The sequence below is a fragment of the Aeoliella fuhlenseeensis genome, from assembly GCF_052161615.1.
In the GTDB taxonomy this organism is placed as follows: domain Bacteria; phylum Planctomycetota; class Planctomycetia; order Pirellulales; family Lacipirellulaceae; genus Aeoliella.
In genome coordinates this window covers 2,070,633-2,089,218 of record NZ_CP197417.1, presented here as the reverse complement: position 1 = coordinate 2,089,218, position 18,586 = coordinate 2,070,633, and the positions used below count along the sequence as shown (strand labels likewise).

Genomic DNA, 18,586 nt, shown 5'->3' with positions numbered 1-18,586 from the left:
ACGAATTCATGGTGAGTAGGTGAGTAAATGAGTAGGAACTTTTAATGCCTACTTAGTCACCGATCCCGCTCACCTACTAACTTACTCACCTACTAACCTAATTTACAAATCATGGCAAACGTAGCGGGCGTCGAATTGGAAGAACTTCGCGTACCCGAAGTCGGCGAGTCGATCAGTGAGGTCGTTATCGGCCAGTGGCACAAGCGCGAAGGCGACGCCGTCCAGCGCGACGAGGAACTCGTCGAACTCGAATCGGAGAAGGCCACGTTCGAAGCTCCGTCGCCGATCACCGGCGTGCTCGCCAAGATCGTCAAAGCAGCCGGCGCAACCGCTCAAGTGGGCGAGGTGATTGGCTACATCGACCCCAACGGAACGCCCGGCACGACGAGTTCCCCGGCGGCTCCCGCGCCCGTCGAGCGAGCCCCCGAGCCCGCCCCCGCACGCCGCGAAGAGCCCGCTGCCCCCCGTGCGGCTGCTCCTGCCTATGAGCAGGCCGCTCCGCCGCAGCGCGAGTACTCATCCGACCATCTGAGCCATCGCGATCGTCCGCTGGGCGAGGACCCCGATCTGGTCGAAACCGCGCCTCGCGTGATGCCTGCCGCCGCCCGCGTGCTTGGCGAGCGCGGCCTCCACGCGACCGAAGTCCAGGCCACGGGCCCGGGCGGCCGATTGCTGAAGGAAGACGTTCTGCGTCACACCCCGCCCCCCGTGCAGCCCCCTCGGCAGCCCGAACCGCCGCGGATGCCACCGCTGCCGGCGAGCATCACCGGTGCCCCCGCAGCTGCAACGGGTAGCGCCCCCCGCGAAGAACGCAAGCCCATGTCGCCCATGCGTCGTCGCATTGCGTCGCGTCTGGTCGAAGCCCAGCGTAACGCCGCGCTGCTCACCACGTTCAACGAAGCCGACCTCACCGCCGTCAAAGACCTCCGCAAAGAGCATGGCGAAGCGTTCCAGAAGAAGCATGGCGTGAAGCTCGGCTTCATGGCCTTCTTCGTCAAAGCCGTGGTCGAGGCCCTCAAGAACTGCCCCGAACTCAACGCCAGCATCGACGGCGACGAGATGGTCTACCACAACTTCTACGACATCGGCATTGCCATCGGCACCGAGCGTGGTCTCGTGGTGCCGATCCTCCGTAACGCCGACCGCCTGGGCTTTGCCGAGATCGAAAACACCATCAACGACTACGGCACTCGCGCTCGCGCGGGCAAGCTCGGCATCGACGAGATGATGGGCGGAACCTTCACCATCAGCAATGGCGGTGTCTACGGATCGCTGCTCTCGACTCCCATTGTGAACCCACCCCAAAGCGGCGTGCTGGGCATGCACGCCATCCAGGATCGTCCCGTCGCCATGAATGGCCAAGTCGTCATCCGCCCGATGATGTACCTCGCCCTGACTTACGACCACCGCATCGTCGATGGCCGCGAGGCGGTGACGTTCCTCCGCGAGATCAAGGAAGCCATCGAAGAGCCCGCTCGGATTCTGATTGAGATTTAGCATCCGATCGAACGGAATGCTCTCTCAAAGGGCTTAGAATCAACAAGCATCTTGGTGAGTAAGTGAGTAGGTGAGTAGGTACTCTGCGACACCTACTCACCAAATCACCTACTAACAAAACCACCAAGCCGCTATGAACTCTCACGACCTTCTTGTTATCGGTGCCGGCCCTGGTGGTTACGTCGCGGCGATTCGTGCCGCGCAGCTTGGCATGAACGTCGCGTGCATCGAAAAAGAGTCGCGGCTCGGCGGCACCTGCCTTCGCGTTGGGTGCATTCCGAGCAAGGCCCTCCTCGAGTCGAGCGAGCTTTACCACGAAGCCCAGCACGGCTTCGAACGGCACGGTATCAAGATCGACCAAATGTCGCTCGACCTCGATGCGATGATGGCGCGCAAAGACACGGTGGTCGATTCGCTCACCAAGGGCATCGCCGGGCTGTTCAAGAAGAACAAGATCACCCACTACCAGGGTCGCGGCCGGCTCGCTGGCCCCGGCAAGGTGGTCGTGTCTTCGAGCGAGGGCGAGCAAACCGTCACCGCCAAACACATTCTGATCGCGACCGGCAGCAAGGTTGCCCGTCTCCCTGGCGTCGAGCCCGATGGCGAGCGAATCGGCACCAGCACCGAAGCCCTCTGCTATTCGAAGCCTCCGGAGCACCTGGTGGTCATCGGTGGTGGCGTTATTGGCCTGGAGCTTGGCTCTGTCTGGCGCCGACTTGGCTCGCAAGTCACGGTGCTCGAGTACCTCGATCGCATTCTGCCCGGCACCGACGCCGAAGTGGCCGACGCCGCGCTGAAGATCTTCAAGAAGCAAGGCATCGAGTTCCATCTTGGCTGTCGCGTCACCGGTGCCGAAAGCAAGAAGAAGCACGCCCGCGTGACCATCGATGGCCGCGACCCCATCGAATGCAGCCAGGTGCTACTCTGCACGGGCCGCGTCCCGATGACCGACGGCCTGGGCCTTGAGTCCATTGGCATCGAACTCGACAAGCGAGGCCGCATCCCAGTTGGCGACCACTTCAAGACTTCGGCCAATGGCGTTTACGCCGTCGGCGACGTGATCGAAGGTCCCATGCTTGCGCACAAAGCCGAAGAGGAAGGCATCGCGTGCGTCGAAGCCATTGCCACCGGCTACGGGCACATCGACTACAACGCGATCCCCAGCGTTGCCTACACGCATCCCGAAATTGCGTCGGTCGGCAGGACCGAAGAGCAACTCAAAGAAGCCGGCATCGACTACAAGAAGGGCAAGTTCCCCTTCCTCGCCAACGGCCGCGCGAAAGCCCTAGGCCAGACCGATGGTTTCGTCAAAGTGCTCGCTGATGCCAAGACCGACCGCATCCTCGGCGTGCACATCATCGGCCCTCGCGCCGGCGACCTGATCGCCGAAGCCACCGCAGCAATGACCTTCGGCGCCAGCAGCGAAGACCTCGCCCGCACCTGCCACGCCCACCCCACGCTGCCCGAAGTGGTGAAAGAAGCGGCGATGGCCGTCACCACGGGCGCGATTCATTCGTAGAATCGTCGTACAACGGAATTCATTCCGCTAGCGTGGCCACGTAGCGGATTCTCCCTATCTCGAAACGTTCTGCATCGCTTCCCAAAGATCCATGACAGGGCAGGGGGGTATTGTGGGTGCACACCACCGCCGGACCGTGGTAGATTGACGCACGAGCCGAAAGAGCTCGTGCGTGGTGCAATCACTCTAACCATTTCGGGGGATGACAGGCCGTGAACAAGCTGCTCGGAATTGCGGTATGCGACGAGTGCAACTCGCGTATTCAAGTGCTGGAGAAGCACGCTTCGCTGATTGGCAAGGCCGTTCGCTGCCCCAAATGCCATACACGATTCGTCCTTCAACTCGAGCCCGCCTCCACCAGCGACGAAGTCGCCGTCCAGGCGCAGGCAGAAGAGTCAGAAAAGCCTCGCAAGCGCCGCTCCAAGGATCAGATTCGGCAAGAGCACATCGCCGCCGCACTCGACGGATTCCGTACGCTTCATAGTAGGCTGGCTGCCATCTCCGAGGATCCCAAGAGCTCGGAAGAGCAGATTCGCGTGTGGTGCATGGATGTCCTGCGAACCGCCTTGGGCTATGCCGACGAACAGCTCAACACGGAACTACGCGTGATGGGAGGCCGAATTGACATTGCGGTCATGGATGGCAACGAAGTGTTGATGGTCATCGAGTGCAAGAACATTCGGTCGAGACTTAATCACCACGTTCGGGACCAAGGCGGAATGTATGCCGCGACGCTTACAGCTCCCTGGGCCCTGATCACCAACGGTGATCTCTGGAAGCTCTATCGAGTGACGCCACAGAAAGGTCAGTCCCCGCGACTCGACTTGGTGTTCGACGTGTCGCTGCTTGACGAAGACGGTGTGAGCGAAGCGGACGCGGAAAACCTCTACCTGCTTACGAGCCGCGCGCTCACCAGCGGTGACACCGAGAACGAGTATCACCAGGTCCGCTGCACCAGTGCTGCCCGGACGTACGATGCACTCTTTTCTGATCGAGTAGTCTCAGCACTACGTCTTGAACTTGCTCACTCGTACAAAGGCGAGCACGAGCAGAATGTCCGCCTCCTCGACGACGATGCAGTCGCGGCATTGCACGAACTCCTAACGCCGCTTGAGTTTGGAAAGTAAGCGAAGCTCCCTTTTCATTCAACCTTACGCTCTCTCATCTAGTCATCCGGGGTCGAGAACGTCCCGGCTTGCTGGCCGCGTGAATCTCCGCGCTGAAACTCCTGGCCGCCCCATCATCGAAGAAATTAAAACTTTGTGTTGACACGGCATTTTCGCCGCGATATGATCGTCTAAAGAATTCGACGATCGAGGCCCGGCGAGCACATTGGCTCGTTGGGTCCACCTTTTCAAGGAGGGCGATATGGCCCGTGCCGAGTCGGAGTATCCTACCGAGCTGGAGCTCGAGATTCTCAAGGTCTTGTGGGCCGAGTCGCCGTTGCCGGTCCGGGACGTGCGGACCAAGCTCGAATCGGAGGCCGGACGAACGCTCGCGCATTCGAGCGTGATCACGATGCTCAACATCATGCACCGCAAGGGTTTCCTGCGGCGTGTGAAGGACGGCAAGGCGTTTCTCTTTTCCCCCAAGGTCGAAAAACAGCAGGTGACTGGCAAGATGGCCGGGGACTTGGTGTCGCGGGTGTTCGATGGCTCGCCGACCGCTCTGATGCTTAACTTACTCGAAACGTCCGATCTCGACGCCGAGGAGCTTGCCGAACTGCGTCGACTCATCAATCGCAAAGCGAAGGAGCAGAAGCCATGAATCCGCTCAACTGGATCGGCCCGGAAACGACTACCGCGCTGTCGCTCACGCTGCTCCACTCCCTGTGGCAGGTCGGCTTGGCGGTTGGAGTTCTGTGGTGCGTCGAACGCATCTGGCGCAAGATCCCCATCGAACGCAACTACACGCTGCACGCCGGCATGCTGTTGCTGACACTCGCGCTGCTTCCGATGACGTTCTATTGGGTGCAAACAACTCGCCAGGTGGCCATCGCCCCCGTTGCTCGCGCAGAGTCACTCACCCAATTTACGCCGCCACCCTCCGCGGTAGTCTCGGCCGAGTTCGATCTTCCCCCGGCAACGCAAAGTCCCACCGAACCTGCGTCCGAAGTGATTCCCACCGTCGCGCCTGCGAGTGAATACGGCGATGCAGACCCGGCGAGCAATTGGTGGCCCTTCGCGGCGATGTGGGTCGCGGCGTGTTACGTGCTCGGCGTTCTCGTAATGCTGTTGCGTTTGATGCTTGCCATTCGCCGCACCGAACGCATCCGTCGCCGCGCTACGCATATCGAGCCCGGCCCGCTTGCGAGCACCTTCGCCCGCCTAGCCCGCGAACTGGGCGTCAGCCTGGGATGCGTGCTCGCAACGTCCCGCGACGTGCTGGTCCCCACGGTGGTTGGCGTCGTGAAACCAACCATCTTGCTCCCCGCATCGGCGCTGACGGGGCTCTCGGCAAACGAGCTCGAAATGATCCTGCTGCACGAACTGGCACACGTCCGCCGGCACGACCAATGGGTGAACCTCGTCCAGCGACTGGCCGAAGTCGTGTTGTTCTTCAACCCCGCGCTGTGGTACCTCAGCCGACGCATCGCGACGCTCCGCGAATACTGCTGCGACGAACTAACCTGCCGGCAACTTTCCCCGGGCGACACCGCCGCCCACGTGGAATACGCCGCGACGCTGTTGCACGTGGTAGAACTCGCCAGCCCCGCCAGCCCTGTTCTCGCGGAACTAAGCTCCCTCGCCGCAACAGGCCGAGGCCCCTCAGAACTCCGCCGCCGCGTGGCAAGGCTATTCGGCGAACCCTTGGCGGAGCCGGTGAGATTGTCGCGACCGCAGGGCGTTCTGCTAATCGCGATGGCCTTGGTGCTTGTTGGGGCGCCGTTTGCGCAGTCGAAATCGGAAGGGGAGAGTGACACACCCACATCGGAAGTGGCTACCATCGACGCCAACGAGCGCGTCGCCGAAGCTCGCCGCCGTACGTTCGGCTTGCAAAAGACGCCGAAGATTACGATCCACCAACGTATGTGGAATGGAACCATTCCCACCATGAGCAATGTGAGCGGAGATCCAGCGGACTTGCTCTGGCGGGCGCGGGGGCAAGATGTAGATGGGGCTATGCGCGAAGCGACATTAACCGATTTGATCCTTGCTTGGGATGGTCCGAAGCTGCTAATCGAGAACGCTACTCGATCTTCGGGCGAGCATCCCTGGATTCAATCGCGCTTCTGGAACGGCGACACAGGCTGGCTGGGGGAGGGCGCGCCCACCGAGCGCCGATACTATCGATACGGCGAGATCGGAAAGCTCATGGAGCACATCGCACCATACAGCGCACTGTACTGGGTCGCCGCGGGAGGACGCTTGCCATGGGGCGGCCCCGAAGTGGTCCTCGAAGAGAACGACACGGCTCCCGCGGAAACACACTACCAGCAGGTCGGCACTGAAAATATCGATGGCGTAGAGTGCGAGATATTCATCGGCCCCGAGCGAATGGAGACGATTTGGATTGGCAAGGAAGAAGGATTGGTCAAGGCTCTCACGCGAAACTATGTCTTTACGGGACTGGCAAACTATTACTCCGACGGCGTGAAGGAAATCGCGGGGCGCACGTTCCAGGATGGGGCTGAATACTCGGACTGGCGGCGGAAGCAATCGCCCGAGATGGAGAAAAAGCTCGCGGCCCACTGGAAAGCCGCCGCGTGGGCACAAAGCGAGCCTGGAAATCTAACGGTATTCTCCGACTATCGTGAGATCGTGCCCGGAGTCGAGTGGCCCATGCGATGCGAGCATTTAGTCTCGCACCCAACTGACCGAGAGAAAGGCACGCGCAGGTTCTACCGATCCGAGACGCTTGTGCAGAAGATGGAAACCGATTTTGCGATCGACGAATTGGCTGCCACCGCTATTCCGCCACTCGGTAAAGAGGTGACGGATCGCCGAGCAGAGCCGGAAGTGCTTTACCAATGGCATCCCGACCTTATCGAATCAGAGATTGAGTTGAAGCGACTACATCTTCAGATCATTCGCGATTCGGTAAAGGCTGACCAGCAGAAAATTGACGAGACACCCATCGATTCGGTCGATGACGCCATGACTATTCTGCTGGAAGGGCCGAACGTGGATCCCTGCAAGGTATGGGTGCGCGCCATCAAGTATCTGGTAGAGCACAAGGAAACGGCCTTTCTAGTGGTGCTCAGGGCATTCGACGCTGAGACTCGCGATCATCCACTCAGCAAGCTGGCGTTCACGCTTCGGGCGATGGACGACCCCCGTGCCGTGCCGGCGCTGATTCGCGCGCTGCCGCGAACGTTGGTTCCTGCTCGAAGTGACTACGGTTTGATTCTCGAAGGAGATAACGCCGAACTACTGCGGTTTGTTCAGCAAAACGATCTCGGATCCGACGCCGGCGATCTTTTTTCCTATGGCCGGGCATTCCGCGAAGTGGTCGGCACGCTGCACAAGCTGACCGACAAGGACTTCGGCGATATGGAACTCAACGCCGTCCATCTTGGTGAAGCGCCTACTCAACGAAATGCGGCGCGGCGCCAGCTTCAAACTGCTGCGGAGCGGTGGGCCGCTTGGTGGGACGCCGAAGGCCATCAACTGGTGAGTGACCCGGCGTACGCGAAGGCTAACCTTCCTGAATTAGAGTTGGAAGAAGTGGGGGGTGCGGGTCCGTCGACGCTACCAGTTGGTGAGCAACTGCGATTGAGAAACACCTTGAGCGGCGCAAGCATTTCGTCGATCCACGAAACGAACGACCGCTGCTTCTATGACCTCGACACCGGACGCCAATCGGGTTGGCCTTCGCACCTGCCGCAGTTCGGCAAGATTGGGCTCGACTCGCCCGAACTACTCGCCTGGGCGCGCGAAGAGGGTTTCGATCTCGTGGGTGTTAGTCATACGCCCGAGGGCGAGGACAAACCGCTGTACTGCCTGCAGCCGATTGACGTGAAGGCGTGGAAGATAAGCGAGCAAGAACACCGCCAGTTGCAGGAGTCGATCACGGGCAAGTCGCCTTACCCGCTCGCGAAGCCCGTCGAACTGCTAATGCCGCGTCGAGTGATTCCGAAGCCTCACGATAGGAACTTCAGCGGCGATGCCTTTTTGTTCCTCACCCGAGAAGGTACTGCGGGCGTACTGCGCGCCACCGAGCAGGTTACCGAGACGAATATCCAGGCACGGTACTCCATGGAAGACTTGTTTGATGGCGATGGCTTCCACCGCGGTGTGGCGTTCTCTCTCCAAGAGATCGCGCCGCCAAGCACGGTGGATCGAGAAGACGGCGTCATCCCATCGACGCCGACAGACGCCGTTGGACCCATGTCACCGCCCGAGGCAGACGATCCGAGCGCCGAGCCATTGGACACCGACAAGACCGGGGAACTTGACCCCAAAGACGACGCGCCCCAGCCCGACCAAGCACGTAGCGGCGTCCCCATCCAATGCCTCGACGCCGACCAAAAACCCGTCGCCGGGGCCGAGGTTTACGTCTTCCAGCACGAAGGGGGCGACAATGGCAAGTACCGGCAGTTCGGACCGTTTACGACGGACGTCGATGGAAAGGCCCTGTGGACGGCGGCGATCTCGAACCCAACAACTGAAGACCAGCGTTACGATCGCTTCTACTACGCTCGCGTACCGGGGAAATTGGTGGGCTTGAGTCAGACGGCAATCTGGCCAGGACCGGTAGCGGTGAATCCAGAAGACGGCGTAATCGTGTTCCTATTGCCCTCACGCTCCGTGAAAGGTCAGGTAATAGTCCCCGATGGGTTCAATCCGACTGGTGTTACCGTACGCGTCAACAGCTTTGCAACAAGCCCCGAGTCGAGGACACCCCCGTTCCCTCAAAACCTGCGTCTCGCTGGAATTGAGTCGGCGATAGCTTCCATCTTCGAAACTCAGGTCGCAAGCGATGGAACATTCCATCTCGAGGATGTGTTCCGCGACGCCTCCTTGTCTTTGAGTGGCACGGCGAAAGGGCTTGGCGAATCCCAGTGGCACACGCTCGAAGGCAGACTTGAAGACATCACGCTTGAGTTCCATCGACAGGGGAAGCTTACGGGAACCGTTCGCACTTCCGAAGGCCAGCCTCTACCGAACGCGAAAGTCTCGGCTCAGATACATCCCGTAGCCGGCCAGCGCGTTGGCCAAAGAACGACGTTCCTCACAGAGACGGATGACCAAGGCCATTACGAACTCCATGGACTTCCTGAGTGGAATCTAGCACTTCGCGTGACCGACCCAGATAAGCGACTGGTGCTCAGCCCGTCTGCCCCTTTCTCGATCGCGTCGGATACGGAAATGACGCTAAATGTCACGATGGAGAAACCGGTGGAGGTCCACGTGCGCGTTGTCGATCCACAAGGCGAACCAATCGTCGGAGCTTCGCTCTCGGCGATCACAGCGGACAGCAATCATACAGAAGTTTCAGGCGCCATATCCGACTCTAAAGGCCGAGTTGTAATGCGAATCCCCTCAGGCCATTTTGAAATCTACTTCAGCGGGCTCCCCTATGGCTTCGAAGATCCTGAGCCTCGACTTCTCCACGAACTCGAAATCGATTCCGGCCAACAGACGATTAAGGATCTGGAATTCGTAGTACCCTGGGAGAAGGAAACGGACAACGAACCGCAAACCAAGGACTAACGTACCGCGCAACTCCAGGACCTCCTGTCGAACAGCCAACCCTTCGCAGCGTCATGTCTCCTGGCGACTCCACAACACCGCAGGCACTACCCCCGAAGAACGCCGCGAGAACCACGAAGCAGAGGTCGTCCTGGCGAACATCACCCGCCAAACCGGCATCGAGTTCAAGAAGGAGCGGCGTTCGATAGAAGTTCTGTTCGTCGAAGAAGACAAAGGAGTCGTAAAGTAGCCCCGGCAATTCGACCGCGGTTACTCGCAGCAGACGCCTCGCGATCAGAGTCAGGGCAATATAGGCAACCCCTCCGCGCCCTACCTGCTCAAAAGCGCATTACGTTTCCGCGCATTCCACCCCACCCATTCGTTGCTTCGGCGGCGTCGCCCCCTTATCGTGGGCGGTCCCGCCGCTGTGGGCGTCCGTCCGCAGCAAAGTTCCTTCCTACAAAATGTGGAGGTGTCTATGCAACGCAAGGTTGCCGTCTCGCGTGGTTTCACGCTGGTCGAATTGTTGGTGGTGATTGCCATCATTGGAATCCTAGTCGCTCTCTTGCTACCCGCCGTGCAAGCCGCTCGCGAGTCCGCGCGTCGCGCGCAGTGCACCAATCAACTCAAGCAGCAAGGGCTCGCGGTGCAGATGCATCACGACCAGCGCGGCATGTTCCCGACAGGTCGCAACGAAACGCGTCAAAAGGGTCAGTCATGGGCGTTCTTGCTGCTGCCGATGATGGAAGAGCGAGCGATGTACGATTCGCTGGTGAAGACCGAGCGGATGGATAGCGTGGCGAACACCGCCGCCATGCGGACGCCGGTTGAGGTTTACGTTTGCCCTAGCCGCCGCAGTGCAGAAGCCACGCGTGACTTTGACAACGACGATCAGCCGACGCAAGTGCCAGGCGTGGGCACCGCGGGCGACTACGCGGCCAACGTCGGTCATCGCCTGCTGATTGGTTTGCAAGTGACGAGCAGCGACACGCGTGGCGAGTCGATGCGTATCGACGCCGCCCAGTCGGGTCCGATCTACACCTACTCGAAGATCAAAGCCCGCCGCGTCACCGATGGTTTGTCGAACACCCTCGCGATTGGCGAGCGACACATCCCGCCGACCGATGGTCAGGACATGCCCAATGGCGAGCACTACTGGCAGGGCGACACCGCGTTCCTCGCCGCGGATTGCCCCCGCACCGTGTTCGGCGTTGCCATTCACGGCCTGCGTGAAGATGGCCGCGTCGCGAAGCCCGAAGAAGGCGAAGCCCCGCGCGAGTCGTTTGGTGGTCCTCACCCCGGCATCACGATGTTCGTGTACCTTGACGGCCACGTCGACGGCGTGAACAACGACAGCGACACCAACACCCTGGCGTCGCTTTCGGCCATCGGTGATGGCAACGTCGTGGCGATGCAGTAAGGCGGAACCCATTCCGTCAAGCAGTACCCAGAGAACCATTCAAGCGGAGTGCCGAACCCGGCGCTCCGCTTTTTTTGTGGAATCGCAAATCGCATTCGGTGGAGGGCGAGCCGGTGTTGCGCGTCCATCTGCGAGAACGAATCCAACAAGCTAGCCCCGGCAATTTCGCAACGCACCGGTGGATACGTAGCCGCAAACGAGCCATTAGGCCGAGATAGGAGTGGAGATGTTGCCAAAAGTCAACGATTCTTGCCTTTTGCTCTTTCTCGCCCGTGTAGTAAGATACCCACTGGAGACTACTCGCATGTTGCGGCTACTTGCCATTTTGTTGACCTTCATCAGCCCCGTTCAGGGGATGGGGATGGCTCACGGGCATGGCGAAGGGACGGGCGGTGTTCCGGTTGGGCACGATTCGACACTGCACGTCCATTTAGGGCACAGCCATCCGCATTCCCATTCGCACCATGGGGAGCAACCAGAAGACTCCACTCACCCCGAGGATTCCTCGAACGAGCATGACGAGAATTCCATCGACGTTGCTGGCCACGACTCGTTGCATTCACTGACCGTGTCCTTCTCGCTCTGTTTGCCCCGGGGAATCTGGGAATCGGCCAGCACCTTTGGATGCGATTGTCTGGGGGTCACCGATAGTTGCACCTTGGAACCGCCTCCGGACGTCGGTAGTGTTCCCATCTACTTGAGCACGGCCTCGCTTCGGCTGTAACCCAACCACCTCGCTGCTTGCAGGACGTGGTCAGATGTATCTGACTGCGTACGCAAGGAGATGTTGTGTCTGCGGACCTGCGTATCGCCATGTTGGCGGGCAGTCTTGTGGTGGTTGGAGGATACATTCCGTGCATCGCTATTTACCCGTTGCCATTCTGGTCGCGCTCGGTGCGTTGGCTACCGTAGGCCTGCTAACAAAAGAGCATTGGCTCGCTCTGTTCGCGCCCAAGCAAGAGCAAACAAGCGGCGAAGACTCCCCCGGCATGGCGTTGCCGAACGAGCAGGTGTTGCTCACTCCCCAGGCGCGCAAGAACCTGAAACTCACTTCTGTATCACTACAGCCTCGCGAGTACTGGCGAACCATCCAGATACCGGGCGTGGTCGTGGATCGACCTGGCATAAGTGACCGGGGCGTCGTTGCTCCCGTCACCGCCGTAGTGACTTCCATCGATCACTTCGCAGGGGAAACGGTTACCTCCGGAGATCGCCTGTTTACGCTGCGTCTCGTTGGGGAGTCGTTTCAGGCATCGCAAACCGAGTTATTCAAAGCGAGCAAGGAACACGAGATTGTTCAAGAGGAGATTGATCGCTTAACTCCACTTGCTGAGTCGGGTAGCCTCCCCAGGCGAGATCTGATTCTGCTCCGCAATCAGCAACGACGGCTAGATGTGTCCATTCAAGCGCATCGGCAAGACCTTCAAATCCGCGGTCTGTCGCCTCAGCAAATTGAGTCGATCGCCGGGGGAACGCTAGTTTCCGATGTCATCATCCACGTGCCTGATGGATGGCGTCAGGACGAGAGCGGGCAAAGCGACTTGGCATCGGTGTTCGAATTGCAGCAGGTTCACGTCGAGATTGGCCAGCATGTTCAAGCGGGCGAGCGACTTGCGACACTTTCGCAGCACCAATCCTTGTTCATCGAAGGATCGGCGTTTCGGCAAGAATTACCACTCTTGCAACGTGCGGCGGAAGAAGGATGGACGATTGATATCAAGCTGCTAGAGAACAGCGAGTTCGAGTGGTCGGAGCCAATGCCCCCCGTCACCATTCACCACATCTCGAACACCCTAAACGACGATAATCGAACGATATCCGTTTTCCTGCCGCTCGAAAACCAAGTGCGGACGTACGAAAGGGACGGCCACAGGCTTTACCTCTGGCGTTTTCGTCCTGGGCAACGAGTGCAACTCGAAGTTCGGGTTGAGCAATTAGAAAACGTCTTCGTCGTGCCCGCATCGGCAGTGGTCCACGAAGTGCCCGAAGCGTATGTGTTTCGCCAGAACGGCGACCTCTTCGACCGTAAACCGGTTCACGTTCTGCACGAAACTCCGAGCGAGGTAGTGATTGCGAATGACGGCAGTGTTCCTCCCGGAATCTACGTTGCTCAATCGGGAGCGGCTCAGCTCAATCGTGTGTTGAAATCCCAAGCGGGATCAGCCCCTTCGGGCGTCCACGTTCATGCGGACGGTTCCGTACACACCAATCATTAGGAGCCGCCATGTTAGACGCCATCATTCGATTCTCGCTTCGGCATCGCCCGTTGATCTTGGTGCTGAGCATCGCCGCGCTTGGTTTCGGCGGCTATCTCACCACAACGATGCCGATTGATGTCTTCCCCGACCTCGACCGGCCGCGTGTCGTGATCCTTACGGAGTGTCCTGGCTACTCGCCTGAAGAAATCGAGACGCTGGTTACCCAGCCGATCGAGCAGGCCGTGCTGGGTGCGAACGGCGTCGTTGCCGTTCGCAGCCAATCGAGCATGGGACTCGTCGTGATCTACATCGAGTTCGAATGGGACACAGAAATCCAATCGGCCCGACAGGTAGTGCAAGAACGGTTGGCCAACATTGCCGGCATCATGCCCGAGGGCATACGGCCGCTGATGGCACCGCCGACCTCGATCATGGGACAGGTGATGCACGTCGGGGTTCATAGGCAAACCGGCCCGAATGGCGGACGCTTAGCGAGCATCGGGGATACGGGACTCGTTCTCGAACAAGTCGAGTCGGAGTCCGGCGATACGTTCCTGGGCTGGGCTGCCAAGCAGCGGCACGATCCCTCCACTTGGACCAAGGTAACGCTCGAAGAAACCACCCCCTTGGAAGTGGCGGCCGCCAGCGACGGCGAACTCACCGTGCAGGTGGCCGTCGACGACAAGCCGCACCTTGCTCGCTTCCTGTCTCCACAACAACAAGCAAGAGAACTCCGCACCATAGCCGACTGGGTGATTCGCCCAAGGCTCTTGCAGCTGTCGGGCATTGCGGAAGTCATCGTCCTCGGCGGCGACGAGAAGCAATACCACGTCGAGATCAATCCCGAACGACTCTTCGAGTTCGGGGTGTCCGTCCAACAGGTGGAACAGGCGGTCACGAACAACAATCTGAACTCGACCGGCGGCTTCACCAATGAGGGACAGATCGAACGGCCGATTCGAGTCATTGGTCGCTTGGGGCCAGGTACCGACGAAGTGCTCGCCGACTTGCGGAAAGTGCCCGTCGACGCATCTTCCGACCGTCCGGTGCTGATCGAGCAGATCGCGGAAGTGCGAGAAGGTTCGCCCCCCAAGCGTGGTGATGCGAGCATCGACGGTCACCCCGGCATCGTCATCACCCTCGTCAAGCAGCCCCACGTCGATACTCGCGGTCTGACCGAGCGAATCCACTCGGCTTTGCTGGAAGTCGAGAACTCGCTGCCTGCCGATCTGCTCATCAATCGCGATCTATTTCAACTCAAGAACTTCATTGACAGAGGTGTTTACTACGTCGGCGAGGCCCTGGTGATCGGCGCCTTCTTGGTGGTTGTGGTGCTCGCCCTGTTTTTGCTCAACTTCCGCACAACCTTCATCACGCTCACCGCCATTCCGCTGTCCCTCGCGATCACCACCATCGTATTCCGACTACTGAGCTACTTCGTGGGGCAAGAGCTTTCGATCAACGTGATGACCCTTGGTGGGCTCGCGGTGGCGATGGGCGAGTTGGTGGACGACGCCATTGTCGATGTCGAGAACATTTTTCGCCGACTCAACGAGAACAACGCACTGGCCGAACCCAGGCCGGCCCTCACCGTAGTTTACGAGGCAAGTCGAGAGATTCGCTCGTCGATCGTCTTCGGTACCGCCGTGGTGATCCTGGTGTTCCTACCGCTTTTTGCCATGTCAGGAGTCGAGGGACGACTGTTCGCACCGCTGGGGATCGCCTACATCGTTTCGATCCTGGCATCGCTGCTGGTGTCCCTCACCGTGACCCCCGTGCTCTCGTACTACCTGCTGCCCAACTCCCCGGCGACGCATCGCAATCAGGATGGAGCCTTGCTGCGTGGGCTTAAGTGGCTCGCCGGCTACCTGGTCCGGTTTAGCATGCGTCACGCCGGTACTCTGCTCGCAATGACCTGGGGGCTCGTAGCGCTCAGCGTGTTCGTGCTCAGTGGATTAGGTGCCGACTTCTTGCCGCAGTTCGATGAGGGAAGCGTACAGATCAACCTGACGCTCCCCGCTGGTTCCTCCCTCCAAGCGTCGAACGACGCTGCGGCGATTGTCGACGCCAAGCTCAAGCCGCTCCTCCGCACGCCCACCAATCCCGATGGCCAAGTGGTGCATTTCGTTCGGCGCACGGGAAGAGCCGAACTGGACGAACATGCCCAGCCCGTCAACATGACGGAGTACATCTTGAGCATGAATCCCGAAAGCGAGAGCACTCGGGAAGAGATCATCCACTCGCTGCTAAGCGAACTTAAGCAAGAGCTTCCTGGCGTCGATGTCGAAGCCGATCAGCCGCTGGCTCATCTAATCAGCCACATGCTGTCGGGCGTCTACGCCCATGTTGCCATCAAGATCTACGGCGACGATCTCTCGACGCTCCAGCGGCTAGCCCAACAGGTGAAGGGCGAGATATCCGAAATCCCTGGCCTGACGACCCCCGTCATCGAGTCGCAGGAGTTCGTCGACGAACTTCACATCGTTTTGCGGCCCGAGGAGCTTGCCTATTACGGAGTCAGCAGGGCCTACATCGCGGGCTACGTTCAGACGGCACTGCGTGGCGACACGGTGTCTCAGGTTCTGGAGGGTTCGCGGCGATTCGATCTGGTGGTCCGGCTGCGAGAGGAGGAACGAACCGACTACTTCAGCTTGCGAAACCTGCTCATCGACCTGCCCGACGGACGGGGCCGGATCAAGCTGGAAGACGTGGCTGACTTTCCGGAGGGAATGACGGGCCCCAATCAATTGATGCGTGAGAACGTCCGCCGGCGGATGGTGGTGCGATGCAACACCGAAGGTCGTGACCTGGGTAGCGTGGTCAGTGACATCGAGCGGATTATCGGCGAGCGAATTCGCTTCCCCGAAGGCTACTACGTCGAGTATGCCGGACAGTTCGAGAGCCAACGATCGGCCACCGTGCTCATCAGCGTGATGGCCCTGGTGTCGGTGATCGGGGTATTCGTCGTCCTGCTGATGCTGCTTCCGTCGGTGCGAATCGTGCTGCAAATCCTCAACGCCATTCCCACGGCCTTCATCGGCGGGGTTGCAGCATTGGCCCTGACGGGTCAAACGCTGACCGTCGCCAGCCTCGTGGGGTTCATCTCCCTGGGGGGCATTGCCGTTCGCAATGGCATCCTACTCGTCACGCACTACTTTCATCTGATGCGCGAAGAGCAGGAAGGGTTTACGCAAAGCATGATTCTGCGAGGCAGTTTGGAGCGACTGGCACCGGTGCTGATGACCGCCATCACGGCGATCATGGGTTTGATGCCAATCGTCTTGGGGGGGCAGAAGCCAGGTCTGGAAATTCTCTACCCCGTTGCCACGGTGATCGTGGGTGGACTCATCACTTGTACGTTCTGTGAGTTCTTGATCCATCCAGGTTTGTTCTGGAAGTTCAGCGGCAAAGATGCCCTCGACAGCGTGGCGGAAGAGAAGAGCGAAGAGGAAATGCTTCGATAACGTCATCGAAGCGCGGTTAAGTTTTGCACGAAGGAGTTGTGAGATGAAGTTTCATGTAGGTTTGATCCTGGCAGCAAGTCTGCTTTTGGTAAGCGGATGCGAAAAGCCTTCCACCGCACCCGCCGCAAGCGAGTCACCAGCGGCGGCGGAATCCGAAGGTGGACACAGTCACGGCGATGGCCCCAACGGTGGTGCAGTGGCCGACTGGGGTGGTGGAAAGTACCACGTCGAGTTCACCGTGAACCACGACACCCAAGAGGCAACGGTCTACGTCCTCGATAGCAACGCCAAGGCCGCGGCACCCGTTGCGGCAGAGAAGTTGCTGCTGAGCATCAGCGAGCCCGCATTTCAGGTCGACCTGATGCCAGTCCCAATGGAGGGCGAAGCGGACGGCAAGAGTTCCCGCTTCGTCGGCAAGCACGAAAGCCTAGGCGTCGTGCAAGAATTCGCCGGCACGATTAGTGGCGAGGTAGACGGAACACCGTTCGCAGGCGACTTCGAAGAAGTCGCTCACACGCACTAAGTTTCGCATCGGCATCGAGCGGGAGAAAGTCGAATGGTCTACGTCCTTAAAGTGTTGATTACCACTGCACTTGTTGTCGCCGTCTCGGAGGCATCCCGACGCAGCACACTTCTTGGAGCAGTCTTCGCTTCTCTCCCGCTGGTGTCGATTCTCGGAATGATCTGGCTTTATTGGGACACGGGGGACAGCGAGAAAGTCGCTGCGCTTTCAAACAGCATCTTCTGGCTGGTGTTGCCCTCGTTGCCCTTCTTCCTGCTAGTGCCTTATCTACTGAGCAGGCAGGTTGGCTTCTACACGAGCATGACAATCGCCTCGGGGGTGACCGTTGGACTTTACTGGTTGGCAATCACGTTGCTCCGTCATCATGGCAGTTCGGCCTAGAATTCCAGCACCTGCCACCTGTTTCCAGCGGCGTTTTCGCCCCCCGCCACCCCCTCCAAACTATTTCTACTTTTTTCAAAAAAGTGACTAGGCCGTGTTGACATTCAGGCCAAGAGGATCATTGTGGCTGCCAGATGCAGCAACGCGAGGTAGTTTCGTGCTGTTTTGTCGTATCGAGTGGCAATGCGTCGGCATTGCTTCAGCTTGGCAAACAGTCGTTCGACTTGGTTGCGTTCTCGATACAGATGCTGGTCGTAAGCCCGCTGCACTTTGCGATTACTTCGCGAAGGGATGATGGCCGTCGCGCCTTGGCGCTCAATGGTCTCTCGTACTTGCTCGCTGTCATAACCCTTGTCGGCGATCACGTGTTCCGCCGTGAGTCCCTCCAAGAGCGGCACAGCTTGAGTAACATCGTGAGTCTGCCCGGGTGTCAGGAGGAGCTTTACGGGATTGCCGAGTCCATCGCAGACCGCATGGACCTTCGTTCCGAATCCACCACGCGATCGCCCAAGTTGCTGATCTCCCCTTTTTTTCGAGCCCCCGCCGCGTGAACGTGGGCCCGAATGATGGTGGCGTCCAGCATCACCCACTCCCAATCCGCCTCTTGAAGAGCGGCGAACACCTGCTGCCAGACCCCCTTCTTCGCCCAGCGGTTGAACCGTTGAAAGACGCTGTTCCACGGCCCAAAACGCTCTGGAAGATCACGCCACGGAGCGCCAGTACGAACGATCCACAGCACAGCATCTAGGAACAACCGGTTGTCCTCCGCACTACGCCCCGGACACCCCACCCGACCCGGCAACAGCTTCTCCACACGCTCCCACTGCTCGTCCGTCAATTCAAAACGTCGCATCTAATCCTCCTCCATGAGGTAACGGTTACTCGCCTACTTTACCCGATCCACCTAGATGCAACATAGGTATGTCAACACGGCCTAGAAAGCGCCACT

General features: G+C 59.4%; 11 protein-coding genes. 10 read left to right on the top strand and 1 reads right to left on the bottom strand.

The genetic code is table 11. From position 1 onward, the window contains the following. Positions 1 to 111 precede the first annotated feature (111 nt). The 10 genes from odhB (at position 112) to SH292x_RS08005 (ending at position 17,637) form a co-directional block, all read left to right on the top strand. Positions 112 to 1,497: a 2-oxoglutarate dehydrogenase complex dihydrolipoyllysine-residue succinyltransferase gene (gene odhB, locus SH292x_RS08050; protein WP_442485082.1), complete on the top strand. Its 1,386-nt coding sequence runs from the start codon at positions 112 to 114 to the stop codon at positions 1,495 to 1,497. A gap of 133 nt (positions 1,498 to 1,630) precedes the next feature. Next, the gene (gene lpdA, locus SH292x_RS08045) at positions 1,631 to 3,016 is read left to right on the top strand and encodes a dihydrolipoyl dehydrogenase (RefSeq protein WP_442485081.1); all 1,386 of its coding nucleotides are present in this window, start codon (positions 1,631 to 1,633) and stop codon (positions 3,014 to 3,016) included. Between the two features lie 212 nt (positions 3,017 to 3,228). Beyond that, entirely contained in the window at positions 3,229 to 4,143 is a 915-nt protein-coding gene (locus SH292x_RS08040; protein ID WP_442485080.1) for a type I restriction enzyme HsdR N-terminal domain-containing protein, read from the top strand. Positions 4,144 to 4,384: 241 nt separating this feature from the next. Then, complete coding sequence (locus SH292x_RS08035) at positions 4,385 to 4,783, top strand: BlaI/MecI/CopY family transcriptional regulator (RefSeq protein WP_442485079.1); 399 nt, start codon at positions 4,385 to 4,387, stop codon at positions 4,781 to 4,783. After that, entirely contained in the window at positions 4,780 to 9,672 is a 4,893-nt protein-coding gene (locus SH292x_RS08030; RefSeq protein ID WP_442485078.1) for a M56 family metallopeptidase, read from the top strand. Before SH292x_RS08035 ends, SH292x_RS08030 begins: the two co-directional genes overlap by 4 nt. A 457-nt stretch (positions 9,673 to 10,129) precedes the next feature. Then, entirely contained in the window at positions 10,130 to 11,071 is a 942-nt protein-coding gene (locus tag SH292x_RS08025; RefSeq protein WP_442485077.1) for a DUF1559 family PulG-like putative transporter, read from the top strand. Positions 11,072 to 11,925: 854 nt separating this feature from the next. After that, positions 11,926 to 13,287 (top strand): efflux RND transporter periplasmic adaptor subunit, encoded by a 1,362-nt coding sequence (locus SH292x_RS08020; protein ID WP_442485076.1) that lies wholly within the window; start codon positions 11,926 to 11,928, stop codon positions 13,285 to 13,287. A gap of 8 nt (positions 13,288 to 13,295) precedes the next feature. Next, the gene (locus tag SH292x_RS08015) at positions 13,296 to 16,733 is read left to right on the top strand and encodes an efflux RND transporter permease subunit (protein WP_442485075.1); all 3,438 of its coding nucleotides are present in this window, start codon (positions 13,296 to 13,298) and stop codon (positions 16,731 to 16,733) included. A 43-nt stretch (positions 16,734 to 16,776) separates the two neighbouring features. Continuing rightward, a complete protein-coding gene (locus SH292x_RS08010) occupies positions 16,777 to 17,256 on the top strand; it encodes a hypothetical protein (protein ID WP_442485074.1) in 480 nt (159 codons plus the stop codon). 33 nt (positions 17,257 to 17,289) lie between these two features. Continuing rightward, a complete protein-coding gene (locus tag SH292x_RS08005; protein WP_442485073.1) occupies positions 17,290 to 17,637 on the top strand; it encodes a DUF3147 family protein in 348 nt (115 codons plus the stop codon). Positions 17,638 to 17,741: 104 nt separating this feature from the next. Here the strand turns inward: SH292x_RS08005 and SH292x_RS08000 are convergent. Next, a protein-coding gene (locus tag SH292x_RS08000; protein WP_442483600.1) for an IS5 family transposase occupies positions 17,742 to 18,490 on the bottom strand; the annotation gives its coding sequence in 2 pieces (ribosomal slippage) (positions 17,742 to 18,163 and positions 18,163 to 18,490; 750 coding nt in all). Positions 18,491 to 18,586: the final 96 nt, after the last annotated feature.

Coding starts and splice junctions, on each gene's coding strand:
- SH292x_RS08010 (WP_442485074.1), top strand. CDS start 16,777: ATGAAGTTTCATGTAGGTTTGATCCTGGCAGCAAGTCTGCTTTTGGTA.
- odhB (WP_442485082.1), top strand. CDS start 112: ATGGCAAACGTAGCGGGCGTCGAATTGGAAGAACTTCGCGTACCCGAA.
- SH292x_RS08015 (WP_442485075.1), top strand. CDS start 13,296: ATGTTAGACGCCATCATTCGATTCTCGCTTCGGCATCGCCCGTTGATC.
- SH292x_RS08005 (WP_442485073.1), top strand. CDS start 17,290: ATGGTCTACGTCCTTAAAGTGTTGATTACCACTGCACTTGTTGTCGCC.
- SH292x_RS08030 (WP_442485078.1), top strand. CDS start 4,780: ATGAATCCGCTCAACTGGATCGGCCCGGAAACGACTACCGCGCTGTCG.
- SH292x_RS08035 (WP_442485079.1), top strand. CDS start 4,385: ATGGCCCGTGCCGAGTCGGAGTATCCTACCGAGCTGGAGCTCGAGATT.
- SH292x_RS08025 (WP_442485077.1), top strand. CDS start 10,130: ATGCAACGCAAGGTTGCCGTCTCGCGTGGTTTCACGCTGGTCGAATTG.
- lpdA (WP_442485081.1), top strand. CDS start 1,631: ATGAACTCTCACGACCTTCTTGTTATCGGTGCCGGCCCTGGTGGTTAC.